This is a genomic window from Enterococcus sp. DIV0800, assembly GCF_050559735.1.
GTDB lineage: Bacteria > Bacillota > Bacilli > Lactobacillales > Enterococcaceae > Enterococcus_A > Enterococcus_A devriesei.
Window position 1 is genome coordinate 732,747 of the sequence record NZ_CP187898.1, and the last position, 23,412, is coordinate 756,158.

Here is a 23,412-nt window from a genome sequence, read left to right on the forward strand (position 1 = left end):
GTACCGCGAAATTATCCGTTTCGTCCTTACAAATATGTAGGGACGGAACGGTTTTTTTATTTTTATTTTCAATTTTAGGAGGATGCGTGAATGACAAACTTACAAAAAGAAGATTTTTCAAAATGGTATTTACAAACGATCCAAAAAGCTGACTTGATGGATTATTCACCTGTTCGTGGCTGTATTATTTTTAAAGCAGATGGCTGGGAATTATGGGAACACATTCAAGAGGATTTCAATAAATATCTAAAAACTCAGGACATTCGGAATGTCTACTTCCCAATGCTGATTCCTAAACATTTCTTGGAAAAAGAAGAAGAGCACGTTGAAGGGTTTGCACCAGAATTGCCTTGGTTAACAAAAGTTGGCGACGAGCCTTTAGAAGAACCTTACGCATTGCGTCCGACTTCTGAAACATTGATTGGTGATGCTTTTTCTAACTGGATCAATTCTTACCGTGATCTTCCATATGAAATCAACCAATGGGCGAATGTTTTCCGTTGGGAGAAAAAGACAATGCCATTCTTGCGGACATCAGAATTTTTATGGCAAGAAGGCCATACAGCGCATGAATCAGAAGAAAGTGCTCGTGAACGGACAATGGCAATCTTGGAAGCTTATGCGACCTTAATCGAAGATACTTTAGCGATTCCTGTGTACCGCGGACAAAAAACACCGTCTGAACGTTTTGCAGGAGCTGTCGATACGTATTCTGTCGAGGCAATGATGCGTGACGGGAAAGCCGTCCAAGCAGGAACGTCTCATTACCTTGGTCAAAACTTTGCTGAAGCCTTCGATATCAAATTCTTGAACCGCAACAATGAACATGAACATGTTTATACTACTTCATGGGGAATCTCCACTCGTTTGATCGGTTCATTGATCATGGTTCACGGAGACGAACAAGGTTTAGTATTGCCGCCAAAAGTTGCGCCAACGCAAGTGATCTTAGTTCCAGTTGGACCTTGGCAAAAGAACCCTGAGATCCTAGATCGCTTGAAGGAATTAAAAGCGTCATTAGCGCAAAAAGATCTACGTGTTCGAATTGACACGACAGACAATACCCCAGGCTTCAAGTTCAACGAATGGGAGCTTAAAGGCGCGGCGTTACGTGTTGAATTCGGCCCACGTGATTTAGAAAATAATCAAGCCGTTATTAAAATGCGTGACTTGGATGATAAAGAATCCGTGTCCTTAGACGGCATCGAGGATTACATCGTTGAACAATTAGATGTAATGCAAAAACGTTTATTCGATAGTGCTGTTAAACGTTACGAAGCAAATGAACATACGGATATCGATACTCTTGACGAGTTGAAAGCTCATATTGAAAAATCAAAAGCAGCTGGCGAAGTACCGGGCTTTGTCTTGATCGGATGGGACGGAACAGAAGAAACCGAAGCGAAGATCAAAGAAGAAACCGGCTTTACCACTCGTAACATTCCATTCAATCCACCGGTTGAAAAGACGGTCGATATCGTTAGTGGAAAACCTGCGAAGCATACCGTTTGGATTGCTCGCGCCTATTAATTAAAGAAGCCCGCCACAGAATCACTTTATAAAAAGTTTTCGCAAATACTGTTTAAATCAATCAGCCACCAGTATGCAGTACGGTTAGGAATTTAGTTTCTCAAAGGTTGATCTGTGCGGTTATATTCTTAGAGTCTGAAGGAATCATTCGTGATTCTTTCAGACTTGTTTTTTTAGCTTTTCAATTAGAAATACTCTATATACTTTTCATTTTGTTTCTTTTTTAGTATTTTATAGAAAACGGTTAAATAGGAGGAACAAGATGAAAATTGTCGTGCTTGATAGTTACGCGTTGAACCCAGGAGATTTAAGTTGGGAAGGGTTTGAAAAATTTGGAGAAGTGAACCTCTATGATCGAACCTCCTATACTGACAAACAAGAAATTATTCAGCGGATTGGAAATGCGGATGTGGTTCTTACTAATAAAACACCGATTGATGAAGAAGTACTTCAAGCTGTTCCGCAATTAAAATATATCGGTGTACTGGCGACGGGCTATAATGTAGTGGATATTGTTGCAGCGAGAAAGCGAGGGATTCCAGTTACAAATATTCCATCCTATGGGACAAATGCGGTGGCGCAATTTACTTTTGCTCTATTGCTAGAAATAGTGAACCAAGTCGGTCTGCATAATCAATCGGTTCATCAAAGAGAGTGGCAACGCAGTAAGGATTTCACGTATTGGCATACACCTTTAATGGAATTAAGCGGGAAAACACTTGGCTTGATTGGCTATGGGGAAATTGCGCAAGCAGTAGCTGATATTGCACGTGCGTTCAAGCTAAAAATAATTTTTTGGAATCATCGAGAAAAGGATTCTCCCGACTGGGTAGAACAAGTTTCATTGAAGGAGCTTTATCAACAAGCAGATATTATTAGTCTACACGTGCCGCAAACAGAGGAAACAACTAAAATGATCAATCAAGCTGCCATCAAGCAGATGAAAACGGGTGTGATTTTGATTAATACGGCCCGCGGAGAATTGTTGGATGAATTAGCAGTAGCGAATGCGTTGAATGAAGAAAAAATCTATGCTTTAGGTGCAGACGTTGTCTCAAAAGAGCCTATGAGTAGAGACAATCCATTATTAGAAGCTAAGAACTGTTTTCTTACTCCTCATATCGCTTGGGCGCCGATCGAAACGCGAGAACGGTTGATGAAGATTGCTCTAGACAATTTAAGTGCTTTTCTTGCGGGCGAGGAAAAAAATATCGTAAATAAGAGGCTGTGACAGAAGTGTTCAGCTTCAAGAAATAAGAAGGAATTTCCGAAAATTGCTCCTCAAATTTTTGTGAAATTTCGGCTTATTTCCGAAGAAGCTACTTCTGTCACACCGTTTATACGGAAATAGGAGCTGAGACAAATTAATGTCCTAGCTCCTTTTGGTTGGTGTCTATACGGAGTGCTGATTAACGAAACAGATCGTTGATTTGTTCGAAATCTGTTTGCGTTAAGCGAATATCAACAGCTTTCGCATTTGCTTCGACTTGTTCTGCTCGTTTTGCACCGGGGATAACGACATCAACTTGAGGATGCTTCATATACCAAGCCAGTACTAATTGAGCCACCGTCGCATCATAGTTGTTCGCAAGTGGTTTTAGTTGATCGACCTTTGCGACGATTTCTTTAAAACGCTCGCCTTTGAAGTCTGGATTTTTACTACGAAAATCACTGTCTTCAAAGTCAGCTTCTTTGTCATATTTACCTGTCAGCAAGCCAGAAGCCAATGGGAAATAGGGAACAAAACTAATATGGTTTTCTTTTAAATAAGGAAACAGTTCTTTTTCGACTTCACGATGAATTAGGCTGAAGCGGTCCTCTACGATATCGACATAGCCATCTTGATTGGCTTCTTTTAATTGCTCTAGTGAAAAGTTTGATACACCGATCGCGCGGATTTTTCCTGCTTCCTTTAATTCATGCAAAGCAGCCACTGCTTCGTTTTTTGGTGTGGTTTCATCTGGAAAATGAATATAAAAAATATCGATGTAATCCGTTTGCAGCCGCTTCAAAGCAGCTTCTACCGCTTCTTTTAAAAATTCCGGCGAGTTATTGAATTTTCCACCTCGACTTGGATCATGAGCAGCTTTTGTCGCAACAATCACTCGTGAACGGTCAAATTCAGGTTCTTGCAAGACCTCACCAATTAATTCTTCCGAACAGCCTTGTCCATAAGAATAAGCTGTATCTAGTAACGTGATCCCATTGTTAAGCGCAGTTCGAACGACTTCTTTTCCCATTTCATCCGTCAAGTTTGGATAGAGATTATGTCCGCCGACAGCGTTGGTTCCTAAACCTAACGCGCTGGCATATACCCGTGATTTTCCGATTCGTACTTCTGACATACTATTCACTCCTCATTTTGCTTGAATTGGCAAACGTGCCATCTTTTTTTAGTTTAGAATAAAGCAGAAAAAAAAGCGAATAATCCTTATTATCCACGATTGACCACCTGAAATCACTTGACTTTCGAGCTTTTTTTTAGTAGCGTAATAGAAGATAAAAAACATCTAAGAAGGAACGAGTAAATTACTGAAGACGTACAGGAAAAATTGCCTTGACTGAAAGCAATTTCGTAGTAAGTAATCGAAAGACAGTCTGGAGATGAGTGCGTGCAAAGCCACTCCGTTACGCAAGCGTTAATTGCTAGAGAAAAGAGGAAACTCTTTTAAAAAATAGGTGGTACCGCGATCATTTCGCCCTTGTTCAAGACGAACAAGGGCTTTTTTTGACAGTTTTTCTCCTGCTTCAGCAGGTTAGAAAAATGTTATGCGAAACGACAATAAAATATTTTTTGATTTTTGAAAAATGTCTCTGTTGAAATGAGATAGCGATATTTTTTCTACCTACTATTCGTTAATTCTGACAAAAACAATACCCATCATAAAAGGAGACTTACCATGAGTTATCAACGACCTAAAGGGACCAATGATATTTTACCGGGAGAGAGCAACAAGTGGCAATTTGTTGAAGAGACTGCACGTTTAGTTTTTAGTGATTACCAATACCAAGAAATCCGCACACCAATTTTTGAACACTATGAAGTGATCGCCCGTAGTGTTGGGGACACAACGGATATCGTTTCAAAAGAAATGTATGATTTTCACGACAAAGGCGAGCGCCATGTGACTTTACGTCCTGAAGGAACGGCACCGATTGTTCGGGCGTACGTAGAAAATAAATTATTTGGACCAGAATTCAAGAAGCCTTACAAGGTTTATTATACAGGCCCGATGTTCCGATATGAACGTCCGCAAAAAGGTCGCTTACGTCAATTCCATCAAATTGGAGTCGAAGCTTTTGGTAGCGAAAATCCCAGCTTGGACGTCGAAGTGATGGCTATGTCAATGGATTTCTTCAAACAATTAGGCATCAATCAATTACGATTAGTCATCAATACTTTAGGGGACAAAGAAACCCGAAGCAATTATCGTCAAGCATTGATTGAATACTTAGAAGCCCACGAAGCAGAACTAAGTGAGGATTCGAAGCGTCGCTTACACGAAAATCCATTACGGGTTCTAGATAGTAAGGATCGTAAGGATCAGTCAGTAGTTGCGGATGCACCAAGTATTCTAGATTATTTAAGTGATTACGCGAAGGGCTATTTTGAAGGTGTGACTAAAACGCTAGAATATTTGAACATTCCCTACGAAATCGATCATCGAATGGTTCGCGGTTTAGATTATTATAATCATACGATTTTTGAGATCATGAGTGACGCTCCAGGAATGGGCGCGCAAACAACGATTTGTGGCGGCGGCCGTTATGATGGCTTAGTTGAAGAACTTGGTGGACCAGAAACACCTGGGATCGGGTTTGCAATGGGAATCGAACGAATCTTACTGACTTTAGAGCAAGAAGATGTGATGGTACCGGACGCGACTAATTTAGATGCTTATGTTGTCGGTTTAGGTGAGGCGACGAATATGGAGACCTTAAAAGTTGTTCAAGCGATTCGCGGTTTTGGTTTTTCTGCTGATCGTGACTTCATGGGACGCAAGGCCAAAGCACAATTTAAAACGGCGGACAAAGAAGGCGCTAAGCTAGTCTTAACTTTAGGAGAAGATGAATTAGCGAACGGCGTGATCAATGTGAAGGACTCTGCAACTAGAGAAGAAAAAGCATTTCCATTGGCGGATCTGTATGAAGACTTCGCAGCGATCTACGATGAAATGACAGCACCAAAATTTGATTAAAAGAAATGGTAGGAGGAATAAAAAATGGCTAGACGTACTGTCTATTGCGGACGCGTGTCCGAAGAATATTTAGAGCAACAAGTAACATTAAAAGGGTGGGTCCAAAAACGTCGTGACTTAGGCGGTTTGATCTTTATTGATTTGCGTGACCGCGAAGGCGTTGTGCAAGTGGTATTTAACCCGGAAGAATCAAAAACAGCTTGGGAAGTGGCGGATCAATGCCGTAGCGAATTTGTTGTTGAAATTACCGGAACCGTGATCCGTCGTGATGCAGGTGCCGTCAATAAAAAAATGAGTACTGGTGAGTTTGAGATCAAAGGTGAAGACATTACGATTTTGAACAGTGCCAAGACACCACCTTTCTCAATTGAAGATGAACAAAATATCAGCGATGAAGTTCGTTTGAAATACCGCTACATGGATTTACGTCGTCCAAAAATGGCGAAAAACATCATGATGCGTCATCAATTGACAAAATCGGTTCGTCGTTTCTTAGATGACAATGATTTCTTAGATATCGAAACGCCATACTTGGCAAAATCAACCCCAGAAGGCGCGCGGGATTACTTGGTACCTTCACGGGTGCACGCGGGACATTTTTATGCTTTGCCGCAATCACCGCAAATTTTGAAACAATTATTAATGACGGCCGGCTTTGACCGTTATTATCAAATCGTTCGTTGTTTCCGTGACGAAGATTTACGTGGCGATCGCCAACCTGAATTTACTCAGATTGATATTGAAACCAGCTTTTTGACTGCTGAAGAAATTCAAGAATACACGGAAGCGATGATCGCACAAGTGATGAAGGATGTACGCGGTATCGAAGTGACATTACCATTCCCTCGTATCACTTGGGACGAAGCGATGGAACGTTATGGCTCTGACAAACCGGATACACGTTTTGAAATGGAATTGATTGATGTGACTGAGATCGCTGCGGCAACTGATTTCAAAGTTTTCCGAATGGCTTCAGACAATGGTGGTGTTGTCAAAGCGTTGAATGCCAAAGGTGCGGCTGACAAATATTCTCGTAAAGAATTGGATCGTTTAGGTCAATTTGTTGGTCAATTTGGAGCAAAAGGTTTAGCTTGGATCAAAGTTGATGAAAATGGAGAATTGACTGGACCAATCGCGAAATTCATGGGCGGCGTCAGCGATGAATTGAAGAAAGCAATGAATGCAGAAGCCGGCGATGTATTGATGTTTGCGGCGGATCAATTTTTAACTGCTGTGACGGCTTTAGGCGCGGTTCGTTCCAAAGTTGGGAAAGAGCTTGGCTTGATTGATGAAGATCGTTTCGATTATTTATGGGTCGTTGACTGGCCACAATTTGAATTTGACCAAGAAGCGGGTCGTTACGTGTCTGCTCACCATCCATTCACAATGCCGATGGAAAAAGATATTGAAAACTTGAAGGATCATCCAGAAAAAGTATATGCTCAAGCCTACGATATCGTCTTGAATGGTTACGAATTAGGTGGCGGCTCATTACGTATCAATACTCGCGAATTGCAAGAACAAGTCTTTGAAACGTTAGGCTTTACTCGTGAAAGTGCCAATGAACAATTCGGTTTCTTGTTAGAAGCATTGGATTATGGTTTTCCTCCAATCGGCGGAATCGCTCTTGGTTTGGATCGATTCGCGATGTTGCTAGCTGGTGAAGATAATATTCGTGAAGTGATTGCCTTTCCTAAAAATGGGAAAGCCGCTGATCCGATGTCAGATGCACCAAGTACGGTTTCCCCACTACAACTTTATGAGTTGAGTATCGATGTGACTAAAGTAGAAGAATAAGAAAATACTAAGAGATGCACCTGCCTCCATGGTAGGTGCTTTCTTTTTTTCATGAAAATACGTATAATGTGATTGAATTTTTGAAATGAGGCGGAAGTACATGATGAAAAAGAAGATAGAGGAGTGGCCCCATCACGATTACGCCACCCGCTTATCTGTCGCAGTTGTTTATGCATTTTTAGCGGCGATCGCCGTAAACTTTTTTTACCAGCCCGGACATATCTATTCTAGCGGAGCCACCGGGTTTGCCCAAATATTGACGACCTTGTCTCATCGGGTAGTTGGTTTTACTGTACCAGTATCTATTACGCTGTTCTTAATCAATGTACCATTGTTTTTCTTGGCATGGTTCAAGATCGGTCATAAATTTACTATTTTTACCTTCATCACTGTATTTTTAACGTCCTTCTTTATCCATATCATTCCTGAAACGACCTTGACCAAGGACCCAATCATCTGTGCGATCTTTGGCGGTGCAATCATGGGAGTGGGGATCGGTTTTGCGTTGAAGAACGGCTTGTCCTCTGGTGGTTTGGATATTCTAAGTATCACGATCCGCAAACGTACAGGGCGTTCAGTTGGATCGATCTCGATTATTTTCAACGTCATGATTATGCTGATGGCGGGAATTCTATTTAGCTGGCAATATATGTTTTATTCTGCGTTGGCGATTTTTATGAGCGGCAAATTAACCGATGCGCTTTATACAAAACAACGGAAGATGCAGGTCATGATTGTTACTAAATGTCCTGATCGCGTCATCGAAGGGATTCAAGATCAAATGCGCCGCGGGATTACAATCATCAATGAAGCGGAAGGTGCTTATAAGCATGACAAGCAGACGGTTTTATTTACGGTCGTGACGCGTTTTGAATTGCCAATGCTTGAGGCGATTATGCGAGAAACAGATCCGCAAGCCTTTGTCAGCATTTCTGAGAATGTTCGAATTTTAGGACGCTTTTACGAAGAAACGATGGATTAAAGCTGGAACGATTTTTGTTCCAGCTTTTTTTTAATTGTTTAGGAAATCTTTTTTTTCTTGAGAAAATGTTGCAGTTTCCCCCGTTTGAACGTATAGTTAAAATTGGTATTTTATTGATATTCTATAGTAAAGTTGGAAAATAAATTATGGAAAAAAGACTTAAAAACAGTCGTTATATTACTGGCTTTGACGGTATTCGTTCTTTAGCAGTGATAGGCGTTATCTTATATCACTTATTGCCTTCGCAAATGCGTGGTGGGTATTTGGGTGTTCCGGTTTTCTTTGCGGTCTCCGGTTATTTGATTACCGACTTGCTTTTACAGGAATGGAAGCAGACAGGGAAAATCAACATTAAACAATTTTATTATCGGCGCATGAAGCGATTGTACCCAGCGCTGGTGGCGATGCTGATCGGTGCTTCAGCCTACATCACTTTATTTCAACGCAATCTGCTAAACAATTTACGAGGCAATGTCCTTAGTAGTTTGTTTTATGTGAACAATTGGTGGCAGATCAATCACGGAATGTCTTACTTTGATCGGTTTGCTGGCGAGTCGCCCTTTACCCATATTTGGTCATTGGCAGTTGAATCACAAAACTATTTAATCTGGCCGGTCGTGTTTGTTCTCTTGATGAAATTTATAAAAAACAAAGCCAATGTCTTTTTTAGTATTTTAGGAGCGGCCCTTGTTTCGGCCATTTTAATGGCGGTCTTGTATGTTCCCGGTTCTGATCCAACAAGAGTTTATTACGGGACTGATACCCGCTTATTCTCAATTTTACTTGGGGGCGCTTTGGCATTCATTTGGCCAAGCACTCGTTTAAAATCACAAATTCCGCCGCAGGCCAAGCGGATTTTGAATGGCGTAGGATTAGTTACGATGATCTTATTGATCCTCGCATTTTTATTTTTACGAGATGATCTGACCTTTGTCTATTATGGCGGGATGTTTTTAGTTAGCCTTTTAAGCATCTTGTTAGTAGCGATTACTGCTCATCCTGGTGCGAGTTGGAATCGCTGGTTGACCAATCCGGTCTTTAGCTGGATCGGCAAACGTAGCTATGGGATCTACTTGTATCAGTTTCCAGTCATGATCTTTTACGAAGCGAAAGTGAATGTCGCGAATCATATTTTTCTCCATACGATCGTAGAAGTTCTTTTGATTGGCTTAGTTACCGAGTTGTCTTACCGTTTTGTAGAAAAGCCGTTGCGTTACTTCAATTATCGTGAAAGCTTTGCCACCTTGAAAAATTCTTTTTATGCACCGTTAAAAAGCCGGCGCAAGATTGGCTTTATTTTCAGCGGGTTGCTCACACTGATTGCTGTGGTGGGTATTATCATCGCACCGACGAATCAAGTCGATGCCAATCAACAAGCGTTACAAAAACAAATTGAGCAAAATAAAAAGGCTGCGGATAAAACTGAAACGGTTCAATCAAGCAGCGAAACACAACAGACCGATCAAACGACCGAAAGCTCCGAGGCTCCCAAAAGTCTAGCTGATAAATATAGTTTGAGCAATCGCGAAATAACGAAAGCGAAAAATTTGAAGATCACCGCCTTTGGCGATTCTGTTTTATTAGCTGGTTCAAAAGGACTGACGGAAATATTCCCCAAAATGGTGGTTGATGGTGAAGTTGGTCGGCAATTGAAAGATAGCCCACCATTGTTGCAAACCTTAAAGGACAAGGGCGAATTAAACGATACCGTTTTATTAAGCTTAGGAACAAATGGTCCTTTTAACCAAGATGACTTTGCTCAGATTATGAATATTTTAGGCGACAAGCATCAGGTCTTTGTACTAAATACCCACGTACCGACACGTCGCTGGCAAAATGATGTGAATAGTACCTTAGACGCCGTTGCGAAAGAGTACAAAAATGTTCACCTGATTGATTGGTATGGCTATAGTAATACGCATCCTGATTGGTTCTATGATGATCAAGTCCATCCAAATGAAGGGGGCTCGATCCATTATTGTTCATTGATTGCCAAAGAAATTTTAAAAGGACAATAAATAAAAACGTTTTGTGAGTCACTCACAAAACGTTTTTTGCTTGTTGGGTCAGTAAGTAGTGTTCTTTTTGCTTACGAGGTAATTTTTTAAAGGCGGCCTCGGCTTTGGTAGCCTCACTGCGAGTCGCAAAGCGTTCAGCATGGATCATTTGAATCGGCCGTCGGCTTTTTGGGTGAGTATATTTTGCACCGGTTCCAGCATTGTGTTCTTTCAAACGGCGAGCCAATTCAGTTGTATAGCCGCCATAAAAGGACTGGTCGCTGCAAAGTAAAACGTAAAAATAATGATCAGTTGCCATAAAGCATCTCCTGTAAGGCGGGTGAGTAGCTGCCAGAGTCGTCATAAGTATATAATGGTGGCAGAAAACGCAGACCGTCTTTCTTGCCATCTTTGATTCCTTCGATTAAAAGGACGTTGGCTTCTTTTCCTGGCTTCGGATAAACGAATTGGATTCGCTTTGGTGCGATTCGATTGGCTCGCAAGCAATCAACGATCTCTAAAAAACGATCCGGACGATGCACCATTGCAAAGCGACCGTTCATTTTTAATAGTTTTGCTGAGACTTGAACGACATCTGCTAATGTCGCGTGGATCTCGTGGCGGGCGATCGCTAAGTGAGGATTCGGATTTTTTTTACTGGTTGGCAGTTCTTTAAAATAAGGCGGATTGCAAACAACTAAGTCGGTCGAATCGGCCCGAAAAAAATCAAATGTATTTTTTAAATCTAATTCGTGCATCGTTAATTGATTATCCAAGTGGTTCAATGCAATACTGCGTTGCCCCATATCAGCTAAGCGCGGCTGTAATTCAATCTGATCAATGCTAGCAGAAGTCTTACGGCTCAAAAAAAGTCCGACGGCACCATTGCCAGCACACAGATCAATAATTTTGCCATATTTAGGTGCCCGCGCAAAATTGGCTAAAAGTACTGCGTCAATCGAGAAAGAAAAGACCTCTGAACTTTGGATGATTTGAATATCTTCCGCGTAAAGCTGATCGATTCGTTCACCTTTTTTTAACAATTTCAATTGCCCCCTTAAAAAAATCATACCGTTGTATTATACTACGTTTAGTCAGATAACTGAAAGGAAGAAAAAATGTTTTTTAAAATTATTCGTGTGATCGCTCGAGGAATTTTAGCGGTCGTTAACGGCAATGCTCATTATCAAAATCAAGATAAATTACCAGAGGGGAATTATATTTTAGTCGCTCCCCATCGGACATGGTGGGACCCAGTTTATATGGCGTTAGGCGCATCGCCGAAACAATTTAGTTTCTTAGCGAAGGCGGAGCTGTTTAAGAATCCAGTCTTGCGATTTATCTTAGTCCACTTGAATGCTTTTCCGGTGGATCGTGACAAGCCTGGCCCAAGCGTAGTCAAACGTCCAGTCAAAATGTTGAAAGACTCAGACAAAAGCTTGATTATGTTTCCTAGCGGCACCCGTCATTCCTCTGAATTAAAAGGCGGGATGGCTTTGATTTCTCGTTTGTCAAAAAAGCCGATCGTACCGTCTGTTTATCAAGGGCCAACGAAGTTTTCTCAGCTATTTAAACGAACACCAGTGATTATTCGCTTTGGCGATCCAATCGATCTTTCAGATATTAAAAAAATGGACAAAGCTGGTTTAGCAGAAGTCGAACGTCGAGTGCAAGGCGCTTTCGATCAGTTGGATCATGAGATCGATCCTAATTTTAAATACGTGGCTAAGGAAAAGAACGCTGATTGATCTCAGCGTTCTTTTCTTTGGTTATACAAGATTTTTTCTAAGACAACATCCACTTGCTAAGCAGAAAAAAATAGGGAATCGTGTTATACTTTTGGGAAGGACTAAATGAGGAAAAGGGTGGATCAATGAAAGTTTTACATACGGCTGACTGGCATATTGGCAAAAAGCTGCATGGCTATGACCTACTGTCAGATCAAGCATATATTCTTGATCAAATACTTAAAATCGCTAAAACAGAGGCGGTGGATGCAATTATCATTGCGGGGGACTTATATGATCGTTCTGTCCCTTCTGAAGACAGTGTCCGGTTATTAAATCAAACGATCGCTAAATGGAACTTAACCGAAGGCTTTCCTTTACTAGCAATTTCAGGCAATCATGATAGTGCCACTCGTTTGGCTACCGGGGCACCATGGTTCGATCAAGCCGATTTCCATCTCCATACCCGGTTACAAGAAGCCTTCACACCGGTGGTAATGGGGGACGTCCAATTTTATTTACTGCCTTATTTTGAACCAGTTGATGCGCGGATCTATTTTGAAGATTCAGAGTTGCGGACGATCCAAGCGGCGATGCCGAAAGTCATTGAAGAGATGAAGGCGAGTTTTGATCCGACGATGAGCCAGATTCTAGTTAGTCATTTTTTTGTTGCTGGCAGCAGCAAAACCGATTCTGAGACGAAGATCGAAGTTGGTGGCTTAGACGGGATCAATGGCCGTTTATTAACTGATTTTAATTATGTCGCGTTAGGCCATCTTCATGGAAAAGATGCTTTGAAGTTGGAAAACGCCCGCTATAGCGGGTCCCCTTTAAAATATTCATTATCGGAGAAGGATCAGACGAAAGGTGTTTGGATCGTTGACACCCAGACAAGTACTTTCACTTTTCATGAATTGACTCCATTACACGAAATTCAAGAGTTGCATGCCAGTTTTGAGGAGCTATTAGATCCAGCTTATTATGAAAGAGTTGAACGGGAGGACTATTTGTCTATTCTTTTAGAAGATCGGGCAGTCATTCCAAATTTAATGAATCAATTGCGGCAAGTCTATCCGCGGATCATTCAAGTTCAGCGGCTCAACGGCTATGAAACAGCGGTTGAGAATCGCTTGAAGGCTGAGAGTCTTAAAGAAAAATCACCGGTCACCTTGACCGAAGAATTCTTCACCGAAGTTTCTCAAACGAAGCTGTCACCTCAACAGAAGCAGTGGATCGAAGAAGGACTGCAGGCGCTGATTAAAGGAGGGATCAACTGATGCTTCCAAAGAAAATCATTATGGAAAATTTTGGTCCCTTCCTACATGAAGAAGTGGACTTTGAACAGATGACCGAAGCGCCGTTATTTTTGATTAGCGGTAAGACCGGCGCAGGGAAAACGACTATTTTCGATGCGATCACCTTCGCTTTATACGGAGATGCGTCAGGTGGTGTGCGCTCTTCCAATGAGATTCGTTCGTCCTTTGCTGAACCTTCGGAAGAAACCCGGGTACAATTTCTCTTTGAGCACCAAGGAAGAAATTATTCCATCGAGCGCTGTCCCAAACAGACCTTAGCCAAGAAAAATGGCAAAGGCGAGACGACGAAAAATCAAAAAGTCCAATTAATTGTCTTTAACGATTTAGGACAAGAAGCTGAAGCCTATACAAAGGTCGATGCGGTAAATGACGTAATCTATCAGATTCTGCATTTGCAAAAAGATCAGTTCAAGCAGATCGTGATGCTGCCGCAGGGAGAATTTCGCACCTTTTTGAATGCTAATAGTACGGAAAAAGAAATGGTCCTGCGAAGTTTATTTGGAACGAATTTTTATCGGAATTTCACTGAGAATCTAAAAATCCAGAAACAGGATTTAGAAAAAGCAGTAGGCGAGTTGACGACTCGGATCGATCAATTATTTCAGCAAGTTTTAAGCGAAAAAGGCCTGACCTATGAAGAATCTTTGAATCTGGCTAACGTATATTTAGCCGAGGAAGAACAGGCATTGCAGACCGAGAAGCTAGCATTGTCTGATAAAGAGCAGGAGCTAAAAAATTCCCAGTTACAATTCCAAAAAGCTCAGGAACTAGCTGAAAACTTTCAGCACTATCGTAGTGCTCAGCAAACCTTGCAGCAATTAGACGCACGCTTACCAGAAATTGAAGAAATGAAAAAGCAACTGGCCCGTGAGAAGAAAATCCAACAGATCCGTCCAACCTTTGAACGAGTCCAAGAATTAATCAAGCTGCAAGAACAGCAAAGCTTGGAAGAAACAGCCAATCAGCAGCAGGAGAAAGCCTTGCAGCAGCAAATCGAACAATGTCAAAAAGAAGGTGCTGAATTTGACCAGCAACGCCCTGAATGGCTTGAAAAAGAAAAAGTGAACCAACAATTAGTTTCTCTCTTGCCTCTCGTTAAGCAGCGGGAACAATTGCTGCAGGAAAAACAGATGTTGGCTGACCAGTTGATAAAACAAAAAGCACAGCAAACCCAGATCAACGAAGGATTAAAACGGTCTGAAGAGCAACAAAGAACCTTGCAGCATAAAATCAGCGCTGAAAAAAAATGGCAAGATCGCCGCTATCAAGAATTACAATTTCGGCAAAGGATGGATCAGTTACAAGCGCTGGCAAATCAAGTTTTCCAGCAGCAAGAAGAGGAAGAAGATCAACAGATTAAATTAGCACAATTGGTTGAAACCGTTAGTCGAACGAGTAACCGCTTAACGAGTGAAACCGGCGATTACAAAAAATTGAAAAGCCAATGGGCAGCTGCTGAGATTGCTCGTTTAAGTTTAGAACTGTTGCCTGGCGAGCCCTGTCCTGTTTGCGGTTCTAAGGAGCACCCCGCAGCGGCGCAACATTTGCAGCTCGGCTCGGAAGATTTGGTTCAGCTGCAGCTAGAGCTTGAAACCAAAGAAGCTCAAATCAAAGAACTGGAGACGTTGAAGGAACAAACGGAAGCACGTTTTGAAATGGCGAAGCAGGCGTTTGATAGGTTACAGTCCCAGCGTTTAGCTACCCAAGAAGAACTGGAGCAACAGCTTCATCAATACCGTCAAGCCTTCTCTGATTATTATCAAAGTAGTGTCGAGGCAGAGATTAAAGAGCTGGAAGAGTTTCTTGTAGACCGGCAAACAGAGACTAGTAAGGCGTTGTCGGAGATTGCTGAATCAGAAGAAACCCTTCAGCAGCTAAAATCAGAAACGGAAGCCGCGGAAAAAGCAAAGGTCGAGCTTGAAACGAAGTTGACGACACTTCAAAGTGAGAGTCAAACGTTGGTTGGTCGGATTACAAGTCTGATTGAACAAACGGAGCAGTGGCAACTAGACAGTTTGCAAGCGCGGATCAATGAGCTTACCGAAGCACTAGCAGATTACCAAAGCCGGTTGCAAAAGCATCAAGACAACTTAAAGGAAATCGAACAACAGCAGATCCGTTTGCAGGAAAATCAAAAGCTTTTGAAAAAACAACAGCAAGTAACGGCTGAACAATTAGCCGCTTTCCAAGCACAGTTGCAAGAACAGTTGACTACTGCAGAATTAGTGCAAGCAGATTTACTAGCGCCGATTAAAAACCTTGCTGAGTTAGAAGAAATCATCACAGATTTTCAGCAGCAACGATTATTAATAAGCGATCGAATCAACCGACTGCTTGAATTGGTTCAAGATCAGAAAGAACCGGATCTAAGCCAACTACAGAACTTGTTGCAGGAAAAAGAGGAGCAAGTCTCGGCCTTTCAACAGCAGTATTTTGCAAAAGAGAATCAACTTAAACAGCAACGTGAGATTATTCAGCAAATTCAAAAGCTCCAGCAGAAAAGTAAAAAGCAATTAGACGAATTAAGTCAGTTGTTACAGCTTTATCAAACGATGAATGGGGATAATCCGCAAAAGATCAGTCTAGAACGCTATGTTTTGCAATGGTACCTAGCAGAGGTCTTGCAAAGTGCCAATCAACAGCTGAATCAATTGACAAAAGGACGCTACCGTTTCGAGTTGAATCAAGCAACCGGTCGTTCAAAAGGAAATACAGGCCTAGAAATCAATGTCTACGATGATAATGCTGGCGCGACTCGCAGCTCTCATACTTTATCCGGCGGCGAAAGTTTTATTGCCGCATTGTCGTTGGCATTGGGTTTAGCGGAAGTGATCCAGAATCAAGCGGGCGGTGTGGCGATTGAAGCCTTGTTTATCGATGAAGGCTTTGGCTCGCTGGATGAAGAAGCGCTGGAGATGGCGATGGAAGCATTAGAAGGAATTGAGAATGCGGGACGGATGATTGGTATCATCAGTCACGTGAGAGAATTGAAAGAGCGTATCCCACAACAAATTATTGTGGAGACTAGCGGGACGGGGCGCAGCAGTATTCGTTACCAGCTAGAAGGATGGAGTGAAGGTTAATGAGATGGAGTATTCCAGAAAAAGTAATTGAACGCGGCAGAACCTATTTAAAAGAAGGGCGGGTCTTATCAGTTGAAGCAGATCCAGCTCGTCGTGTTTGGCATGGAGAAGTATTAGGCAGCGAACTTTATCTGGTTGATTTAGATGGCAGCGGCAAAGAAAATGATATTTGCGCCTGCCCTTATTGGGAAGAACACGGCTACTGTAAACATACGGTAGCGGTGGAATTGTATTTGCGAGAAAAAGGCTTATCGCGAGTAATCAAGCCTGAAACAGTTTTACCTAAAAAAATGGAGAGTAGTGTCTCCTTCGCTGATTTATTGAACCAAGGCTTTTCACGTTTGGAAAAAGAAGCCGAGCCATTGCAATCATTATTCGTCGATTTTCTAGTAGAAGCGATTCCGACGAACCCTTACCATCCCGAGCTGGACGTGCTGGCTGTCTCTTTGCGGATCGGTAGTAATTTAAATAAACGCAGTTATATCGTGAAAAATTTATATGACTTCTTGCATGCCTATCAAACTGATTCAGCTTATACGGTGAATAAGCAATATCGATTCCAAATCGAAGCGGGAGCGTTCGATCCGACCTGTCGCGATCTGATTGAAGATTTAGTTGGGATCAGTGAAACCTATCAGTTATTAGGTAAAGCTGGCTTGCAAGTCAAAGGCAAGCTGGACAAACGTTATCTCTTGTTACCAGTTCACCGGATGCAGGAACTATTAAAGGCAATGGAAAAAACGGGAAATTTGAGTATCAAACTTGGGGAAAAAACCTACACTGAAGTTCATGAAGGACAAGAGCTGCCTTTATTATTTGCGTTAGAGAAACGTGACGAAAATGATTTTGGCTTGACGATCGAAGACCGCTTCACGAATTATTATAGTAATTATTTTTTAGGTTTTATCGAAAATTCCTACTACTTAATGACTCATGAACAACAAGATACGTATATCACGTTGAAACAATTGATGAAGCGCTTGAAAGAGCCAGTCATCACTTACGAACAGCGACAACTATCTCAGCTGTTCACAGAGGTCTTTCCTTATTTACGGAAAATCGGCCGGGTCGCAGTTTCTGGCGATGTTTCAGAAATCATGCAAGAAGAGCCGTTGCGGGCTGTCGTGATCTTTCGAAAAATCAAAGGCATGATCAAAGCTGAAGCAGAGTTTCATTATGGCAAAGCTTATTTTTCAACCAATGAAGAGCATCAGCCAAAATTGCCTCACAATGTCGAGATTTTAAGAGATCGCAAGAAAGAGCAGTTGATCTTGGACTTATTTGATACGTATCGGTACCAAAAAATTGATACCGGATTTGAAAAAAAGATACCGGTCAAAGACAATTTGTATTATTTCTTTAAAGTCGAAGTTGAAGAATTCCGCAAATACGCCGAAGTTCGGATGGGTAAAAAATTACGACAGCTCTTCTTAGATGGTGAAGAATTCCAACCAACGATTGAAGTCGATCAATCGGGCTCATGGCTGGATATCAAATTTGATGTAACCGGAATTGATGACCACGAGATCGATCACGTATTGAATAGTTTGCTGCGAAAAGATCGTTTTTATACTTTAGACAACGGTGAAGTGCTGTCTTTTGATTCAGAAGCGTTTCAGCAAACGAGCGAAATGATCGGTCAATTAAGAGAAAAAATCAATGCTAAAGACGGCTTGATTCGATTACCGAAGAGTCAGGGGATCATGCTTGAGCAACGTTTGAAAGATAATCCGCAAGCGCAGTTTAGCGAAAGTTTTACCGCGATGGTACAGGATTTGACGCATCCAGAAGATTATCAAGTTCCACTGCCAGAAAATCTTCAAGCGACATTACGGCCGTATCAAGCAGCAGGATTTCGCTGGTTGAAAATGTTAAGTGATTATGGCTTCGGTGGAATTTTAGCGGATGAGATGGGTCTAGGAAAAACTATTCAAGTGATTACCTTCTTATTGGCAGAAAAAGCGCAGCAACCGATTAAGGCATTGATCGTAACTCCAGCCAGTTTAGTTTATAACTGGCAAGCAGAGATTAAAAAATTCGCGCCTAGTCTAAACTCTTGTGTCGTTTCCGGCAGTCGTGCCGATCGTGAACAGGCTTTGGCGGGAGCGCAGGAGATCGTGATCACCTCTTACGCCAGCTTACGTCAAGATATTGATCTGCACGAACAAGCCGGCTATCAGTATATGATCTTAGATGAAGCGCAAATGGTCAAAAATGCTTCCACCAAAACGTCTAGCGCGTTGCGAACGTTACAAATTCCGCATCGTTTTGCACTGAGTGGTACGCCAATCGAAAATAATTTGGAAGAATTATGGTCTCTCTTCCAAACCGTTATGCCGGGATTCTTCCCAAGCGTCGGACGCTTCCGCCAAATGGCAGTCCCTGAAATTGCCAAGATGATCCAGCCATTCGTTTTACGACGGGACAAAGATACGGTCTTGCAAGAGTTGCCTGAACGAATTGAATCCAATGTATTAAGCAGCTTGACTGAAGAACAAAAGACAGTTTATCTTGCTTACTTGAAGCGGATGAAGCAAGAAGTCGATCAGATGGATTCAGCCACTTTCCGTAAGCAGCGGGTAAGTATCCTAGCAGGCTTGACGCGCTTGCGTCAAATTTGTGATGACCCACGTCTCTTTATGGAAGGCTACGAGGGCGGTTCTGGAAAACTGGAACAAGTGAAGGATTTAATCAAAGCTGCCAAAGAAAATGGGCGTCGTGTTCTATTATTCTCACAATTTACCAGCATGCTTTCGATTATCGAGCAAGAATTTGCTGAAGAAGGACTTTCAAGCTTCTATTTACGAGGTAGTACGAAAGTCCAAGATCGCTTAAAAATGGTAGATGCTTTCAATGCAGGTGAAAAAGATGTCTTTCTAATCTCTCTGAAAGCCGGTGGTACAGGACTGAACTTGACCGGCGCCGATACGGTCGTTTTGTATGACCTATGGTGGAATCCGGCGGTTGAGGAACAAGCAGCTGGACGTGCCCACCGAATCGGGCAGAAGAAGGTCGTTGAAGTGTGGCGAATGATTGCCGAAGGAACAATTGAAGAGCGAATGAATCAACTACAACAAGAAAAACGTGAACTTTTCCAAAAAGTGATCCAAGGCAACGAAGAACAAACCAATAAACTGACTGAAGAAGATATCCGGATGATTTTGAGTCTAGGAGAATAAAAAAATTGCGGCGCTTAGCGCTGCAATTTTTTTTCGTTCAACAGTTGTTCTTTCAACTGAGGAAAGCTATTGATTTCTAGATCATAGATAGCGGACTGTCCGGCGGGAAGCTCGCGGCCTTGATGATTGAACCACCAGACTTGCCAACCGGCAGACTTCGCGCCGACGACGTCATTCTCAAAGCTGTCGCCGATATATAAAATCGTATCCGCTGGTAGCGCCAACTTTTCTGCCATCAAATGAAAAATTTCAGGATCAGGCTTTTGGATCTTGAGAGCATCAGAAATAAACATATTTTCTGGCTTGATCCACTTTTGCAGCTGCAACGCGTCGATTTTTTGGTTTTGACGGATGATCGGTCCATTTGTAATGACGGCGATCGGGATTTTTTGCTGCGTCAAAAAAGTAAGGATTTCTCTCGTCTCAGTCGGTAGGGAAATCTGGTTCAATGCTTCATCATAGGCAGCTTGGAACTTAGTTAAGTCATCAGTCGCCGCATTAAAATCAAAATCTTCTAATGCCAAACGAATTCGTTCGTGACGCATTTTCTCTAATGACCATTCACCAGAAATTGATTTCATATAATGAAGATCACTGTAATAGCGAAACTGAATAAAAAGAGCCTGCATCTTTTCTGCGGGGAAAGATGGGAAAAGTTTCTTGATCGCCTGTGTGAAGGGTTCCTGTTGTGCATATAAGGTATCGTCTAAATCAAATACAATTGCTTGAATCATAGAATCACTCCTAATTATTTTATTAATTGTGAAAAAGCTTCTGTCGCATAAATGGCTATACTCTCCATTACATTAATATTCTACAAGCTTGCTTGTAGAATATTAATGTAATAAACAATTCTATTATAGCAAATAGGCAAAAAACTAGCTTTTTTAAATTGTTCTTGTTATGTTATTGGTGTTGGAAAAAAAAGAAAAAAACATCTTAATAAATCAATCAAAATTATACACAGGAGAAAAAATAATGATTGGAATGCTAGAACGGGTGTTAATTATCAGTTCTACCAATCTTTGAATAGTCCTTAAAAATTTTGAATTATTTTGAATGAATGAAAACTGTATCTATAAAAAGAGAAAAAAATTTTAAAATATTTTGGTACAGAAGCCAAAAAAAAGAAGTGAAATAAAATAACTATAATTTAAGAATAATAGTAAAGGGACGATTTTGATTACTTAGAATTATTTTGAAAGATGGTTATATTATTTGGCTTTGAGTATGTTTTTTTAAAATTATAAAACTTGTTAAGTATTTTACGTATAAATAAAAAAATTTTATTTTCATTTTCTGTTCAATTTTTTCGAAAAATAATTAAATTCAATAGTACAGATTTAATTGTTGTTATAGCACTGGTTAAAATTAGTTTTATGCCATTGTATTCTCATTTTAAATCAACCTGTCAGCCCTGATAGCTTTTATTAGGTTGCCTTTAATTAAATAACACTAATATTTATAAAAAAAAAGGGAAGTAACTCTTTTTTTTGTTACCTTTTTTTTGTATAATAGAAACAGATAGCAGGAGATGAGTTACACCTGTTACAAAAATAAGAGAGTCAAGAAAAGGAGTGATATGTATGTTGACACTATATACTTCCCCTAGTTGCACATCATGTCGGAAAGCACGTGCTTGGCTGCAGGAACATGAGATTCCCTATGTTGAACGAAATATCTTCTCTGAGCCGTTGAATATCGATGAGTTGAAAGATATTTTACAGATGACGGAAGATGGAACTGAGGAGATTATTTCTACTCGTTCTAAAGTTTTCCAAAAGTTGAATATGGATTTAGATGAATTGTCACTAAAAGAATTACTGGATTTAGTGAAAGAAAATCCTGGACTGTTACGTCGTCCAATTATGATCGATGAAAAAAGATTACAAGTTGGGTTTAATGAAGACGAAATCCGTCGCTTCTTGCCTCGGGATGTTCGCCAGTATGAATTACGTCAAGCGCAATTAATGGCTGGATTATAGAAACAAATGCCTCGCAACTGCGAGGCATTTTTATTTTGTACTAACAAAATTGAAACATTAACTATTTGGGTTGACTGGTTTCACGATTTTATAACTGGATAAATTGAGACAAATCTTGTTTTAAATCTGAATAGTCTTTTCTGAAATGGAAACCTCGCATGCCGGTTTCTTCAGCAGCTAAAATATTCGGCGCAGAATCGTCAATAAAATAGCACTCGGCGGGATTTAGCTGAAAGTGGCTATAAAAAGTTCGAAAAATCTGATGCTCAGGTTTTGCCAATTTCCAATCTGACGAGATAAAAATACCATCAAAAGCACTATAACTAGGAATAGTTTCTTCGAATAGATAAAAGTCTTGCGGTGCATTGGATAGCAAGTAAATCCTCAAGCCTTGATCTTTCAACTGCTGTGGAAGCTCCGCCATTTGTGGTAAGGGATGTAGGCCGTGATACCAAGTGGTTAACAACTCTTCAGTGATTCCATGTAAATCTTTTGGCAGTCGAGCTGTTACAGACAGCAAAAGCTCTTGATTAGTAATGGTTCCTTTGTCAAAGCGCAGCCAGTCGACTGAACCAAAGATTTCCTTCATAAGCAGTTTCTGCTGTTTTTCGTCAGCAGTTTTTTCTCGAATAAATCTTATTGGATCAAAATCGACTAAAACATTGCCTAAATCAAACACGATATTCTTGATCATCAAAAAACCTCCTTCAATAAAAGTATACGTTAGACGATCAATCAAACCAAGTATTTCTGATTCGTCCAAATGAATGTAAAAACTATGGGAAACATTCGTAGTGGGGTGTTCGTCTTTGTTTATAGGAATTTAATAAAATCCGTCGGCATTCTTTACTTTTAAACGGAATCAGTTACAATGAACATATAATCTATCTTTAAAGTGAGGTGTGCCAAGATGGAGATGGAACACATCAATGAGAATACGATCCGAGTCATTATCGAAAATGAAGACTTAGCTGAACGAGGGATCACTTTTTTGGATCTTTTAGGGAATCATCGTGAAATCGAATCTTTCTTTTACAGTATTTTGGAAGAAGTCGATATTGAGGATGAGTTTAAGAGCAGCGAAGCGGTCACATTTCAAGTACTGCCTAAAAATGACGGGTTAGAACTATTCATCAGCAAGAACTTGACGCCTGAGGATATCAGCAAAATGAATAACTCGACTGAATTTGAGGTCAATGACTTTGATCAATTGATTCGGCAACAGATTTTAGCGAATTCGGAAAGTCTTGAAGAGAATAGCAATAAGAACAATCTGCGTGTTTTCCAATTAAGCAGTTTTGAAGATATGATCGAACTTGCAAGCTATCATTTTTTAGATGATGCATGGTGCGATTTGTATCTGTTAAATGGGACGTACTATTTACAAGTGTACTTCGATCCTGAAATTTATGGAGAGTATGCGTTAGCCGACACGACGGCGGAGATTTTAGAATATGCCTCAGCCTCTTCCGTCTCTACAGAAATGTTAGAAGAATACGGAAAACTGTTGATGCAGCGTGATGCGATCGAGATTACGCGGGCTCATTTCAGCTAAATTGTTTTTTAATACCATCGCTGGTTTCAGCGGTGGTATTTTTTTGGTCAATGCTTTATAAG

General features: G+C 40.9%; 17 protein-coding genes. 12 read left to right on the top strand and 5 right to left on the bottom strand.

The features are described from left to right. Positions 1 to 90: 90 nt before the first annotated feature. Positions 91 to 1,530 carry a proline--tRNA ligase gene (gene proS, locus IGI54_RS03500; RefSeq protein WP_216429640.1) on the top strand — a complete coding sequence of 480 codons (1,440 nt, stop codon included), beginning with the start codon at positions 91 to 93 and terminating at the stop codon, positions 1,528 to 1,530. Between the two features lie 262 nt (positions 1,531 to 1,792). Then, positions 1,793 to 2,761 (top strand): D-2-hydroxyacid dehydrogenase, encoded by a 969-nt coding sequence (locus IGI54_RS03505; protein ID WP_430621172.1) that lies wholly within the window; start codon positions 1,793 to 1,795, stop codon positions 2,759 to 2,761. 178 nt (positions 2,762 to 2,939) lie between these two features. Here the strand turns inward: IGI54_RS03505 and IGI54_RS03510 are convergent, their stop codons facing one another. After that, positions 2,940 to 3,875, bottom strand: coding sequence for an aldo/keto reductase (locus IGI54_RS03510; protein ID WP_430621173.1), 936 nt, complete (start codon positions 3,873 to 3,875; stop codon positions 2,940 to 2,942). A 555-nt stretch (positions 3,876 to 4,430) separates the two neighbouring features. On the opposite strand from IGI54_RS03510, the gene hisS reads away from it, so the two are divergent. From hisS to IGI54_RS03530, 4 genes are all read left to right on the top strand, one after another. Beyond that, positions 4,431 to 5,729, top strand: coding sequence for a histidine--tRNA ligase (gene hisS, locus IGI54_RS03515; RefSeq protein ID WP_430621174.1), 1,299 nt, complete (start codon positions 4,431 to 4,433; stop codon positions 5,727 to 5,729). Between the two features lie 24 nt (positions 5,730 to 5,753). Beyond that, positions 5,754 to 7,526 carry an aspartate--tRNA ligase gene (aspS, locus tag IGI54_RS03520; protein WP_430621175.1) on the top strand — a complete coding sequence of 591 codons (1,773 nt, stop codon included), beginning with the start codon at positions 5,754 to 5,756 and terminating at the stop codon, positions 7,524 to 7,526. Positions 7,527 to 7,629: 103 nt separating this feature from the next. After that, positions 7,630 to 8,508, top strand: a complete 879-nt coding sequence (locus IGI54_RS03525; RefSeq protein WP_071863234.1) for a YitT family protein — start codon at positions 7,630 to 7,632, stop codon at positions 8,506 to 8,508. A 146-nt stretch (positions 8,509 to 8,654) separates the two neighbouring features. Next, entirely contained in the window at positions 8,655 to 10,526 is a 1,872-nt protein-coding gene (locus IGI54_RS03530) for an acyltransferase family protein (protein WP_430621176.1), read from the top strand. A gap of 22 nt (positions 10,527 to 10,548) precedes the next feature. Here IGI54_RS03530 and IGI54_RS03535 read toward each other — a convergent pair whose 3' ends face one another. Further along, positions 10,549 to 10,824, bottom strand: coding sequence for a GIY-YIG nuclease family protein (locus tag IGI54_RS03535; RefSeq protein ID WP_430621177.1), 276 nt, complete (start codon positions 10,822 to 10,824; stop codon positions 10,549 to 10,551). After that, complete coding sequence (locus IGI54_RS03540; protein WP_430621178.1) at positions 10,814 to 11,548, bottom strand: tRNA1(Val) (adenine(37)-N6)-methyltransferase; 735 nt, start codon at positions 11,546 to 11,548, stop codon at positions 10,814 to 10,816. Before IGI54_RS03540 ends, IGI54_RS03535 begins: the two co-directional genes overlap by 11 nt. Positions 11,549 to 11,623: 75 nt before the next feature. Here IGI54_RS03540 and IGI54_RS03545 point away from each other — a divergent pair, with 75 nt between their 5' ends. From IGI54_RS03545 to IGI54_RS03560, 4 genes are all read left to right on the top strand, one after another. Next, positions 11,624 to 12,253: a lysophospholipid acyltransferase family protein gene (locus IGI54_RS03545; protein WP_071863179.1), complete on the top strand. Its 630-nt coding sequence runs from the start codon at positions 11,624 to 11,626 to the stop codon at positions 12,251 to 12,253. 125 nt (positions 12,254 to 12,378) lie between these two features. Beyond that, positions 12,379 to 13,509, top strand: coding sequence for an exonuclease SbcCD subunit D (locus IGI54_RS03550; protein WP_430621179.1), 1,131 nt, complete (start codon positions 12,379 to 12,381; stop codon positions 13,507 to 13,509). Further along, positions 13,509 to 16,631: an AAA family ATPase gene (locus tag IGI54_RS03555; protein WP_430621180.1), complete on the top strand. Its 3,123-nt coding sequence runs from the start codon at positions 13,509 to 13,511 to the stop codon at positions 16,629 to 16,631. The genes IGI54_RS03550 and IGI54_RS03555 overlap by 1 nt, the downstream gene beginning before the upstream one ends. Beyond that, positions 16,631 to 19,810, top strand: coding sequence for an SNF2 helicase associated domain-containing protein (locus tag IGI54_RS03560; protein WP_430621181.1), 3,180 nt, complete (start codon positions 16,631 to 16,633; stop codon positions 19,808 to 19,810). Before IGI54_RS03555 ends, IGI54_RS03560 begins: the two co-directional genes overlap by 1 nt. Before the next feature lie 14 nt (positions 19,811 to 19,824). Here the strand turns inward: IGI54_RS03560 and IGI54_RS03565 are convergent, their stop codons facing one another. Then, positions 19,825 to 20,544 (bottom strand): HAD family hydrolase, encoded by a 720-nt coding sequence (locus IGI54_RS03565; protein ID WP_430621182.1) that lies wholly within the window; start codon positions 20,542 to 20,544, stop codon positions 19,825 to 19,827. A gap of 852 nt (positions 20,545 to 21,396) precedes the next feature. On the opposite strand from IGI54_RS03565, the gene spxA reads away from it, so the two are divergent. After that, positions 21,397 to 21,795, top strand: a complete 399-nt coding sequence (gene spxA, locus IGI54_RS03570) for a transcriptional regulator SpxA (RefSeq protein WP_071863184.1) — start codon at positions 21,397 to 21,399, stop codon at positions 21,793 to 21,795. A gap of 88 nt (positions 21,796 to 21,883) precedes the next feature. Here the strand turns inward: spxA and IGI54_RS03575 are convergent, their stop codons facing one another. Further along, complete coding sequence (locus tag IGI54_RS03575; protein ID WP_430621183.1) at positions 21,884 to 22,489, bottom strand: HAD family hydrolase; 606 nt, start codon at positions 22,487 to 22,489, stop codon at positions 21,884 to 21,886. A 216-nt stretch (positions 22,490 to 22,705) separates the two neighbouring features. Between IGI54_RS03575 and IGI54_RS03580 the strand changes: the two genes are divergently transcribed. Beyond that, the gene (locus IGI54_RS03580) at positions 22,706 to 23,350 is read left to right on the top strand and encodes an adaptor protein MecA (RefSeq protein WP_430621184.1); all 645 of its coding nucleotides are present in this window, start codon (positions 22,706 to 22,708) and stop codon (positions 23,348 to 23,350) included. Positions 23,351 to 23,412: the final 62 nt, after the last annotated feature.

Bases quoted from the DNA above. Each gene is read 5' to 3' on its own strand.
- proS (WP_216429640.1), top strand. From the start codon at position 91: ATGACAAACTTACAAAAAGAAGATTTTTCAAAATGGTATTTACAAACG.
- IGI54_RS03505 (WP_430621172.1), top strand. From the start codon at position 1,793: ATGAAAATTGTCGTGCTTGATAGTTACGCGTTGAACCCAGGAGATTTA.
- IGI54_RS03510 (WP_430621173.1), bottom strand. From the start codon at position 3,875: ATGTCAGAAGTACGAATCGGAAAATCACGGGTATATGCCAGCGCGTTA.
- hisS (WP_430621174.1), top strand. From the start codon at position 4,431: ATGAGTTATCAACGACCTAAAGGGACCAATGATATTTTACCGGGAGAG.
- aspS (WP_430621175.1), top strand. From the start codon at position 5,754: ATGGCTAGACGTACTGTCTATTGCGGACGCGTGTCCGAAGAATATTTA.
- IGI54_RS03525 (WP_071863234.1), top strand. From the start codon at position 7,630: ATGAAAAAGAAGATAGAGGAGTGGCCCCATCACGATTACGCCACCCGC.
- IGI54_RS03530 (WP_430621176.1), top strand. From the start codon at position 8,655: ATGGAAAAAAGACTTAAAAACAGTCGTTATATTACTGGCTTTGACGGT.
- IGI54_RS03535 (WP_430621177.1), bottom strand. From the start codon at position 10,824: ATGGCAACTGATCATTATTTTTACGTTTTACTTTGCAGCGACCAGTCC.
- IGI54_RS03545 (WP_071863179.1), top strand. From the start codon at position 11,624: ATGTTTTTTAAAATTATTCGTGTGATCGCTCGAGGAATTTTAGCGGTC.
- IGI54_RS03550 (WP_430621179.1), top strand. From the start codon at position 12,379: ATGAAAGTTTTACATACGGCTGACTGGCATATTGGCAAAAAGCTGCAT.
- IGI54_RS03555 (WP_430621180.1), top strand. From the start codon at position 13,509: ATGCTTCCAAAGAAAATCATTATGGAAAATTTTGGTCCCTTCCTACAT.
- IGI54_RS03560 (WP_430621181.1), top strand. From the start codon at position 16,631: ATGAGATGGAGTATTCCAGAAAAAGTAATTGAACGCGGCAGAACCTAT.
- IGI54_RS03565 (WP_430621182.1), bottom strand. From the start codon at position 20,544: ATGATTCAAGCAATTGTATTTGATTTAGACGATACCTTATATGCACAA.
- spxA (WP_071863184.1), top strand. From the start codon at position 21,397: ATGTTGACACTATATACTTCCCCTAGTTGCACATCATGTCGGAAAGCA.
- IGI54_RS03575 (WP_430621183.1), bottom strand. From the start codon at position 22,489: ATGATCAAGAATATCGTGTTTGATTTAGGCAATGTTTTAGTCGATTTT.
- IGI54_RS03580 (WP_430621184.1), top strand. From the start codon at position 22,706: ATGGAGATGGAACACATCAATGAGAATACGATCCGAGTCATTATCGAA.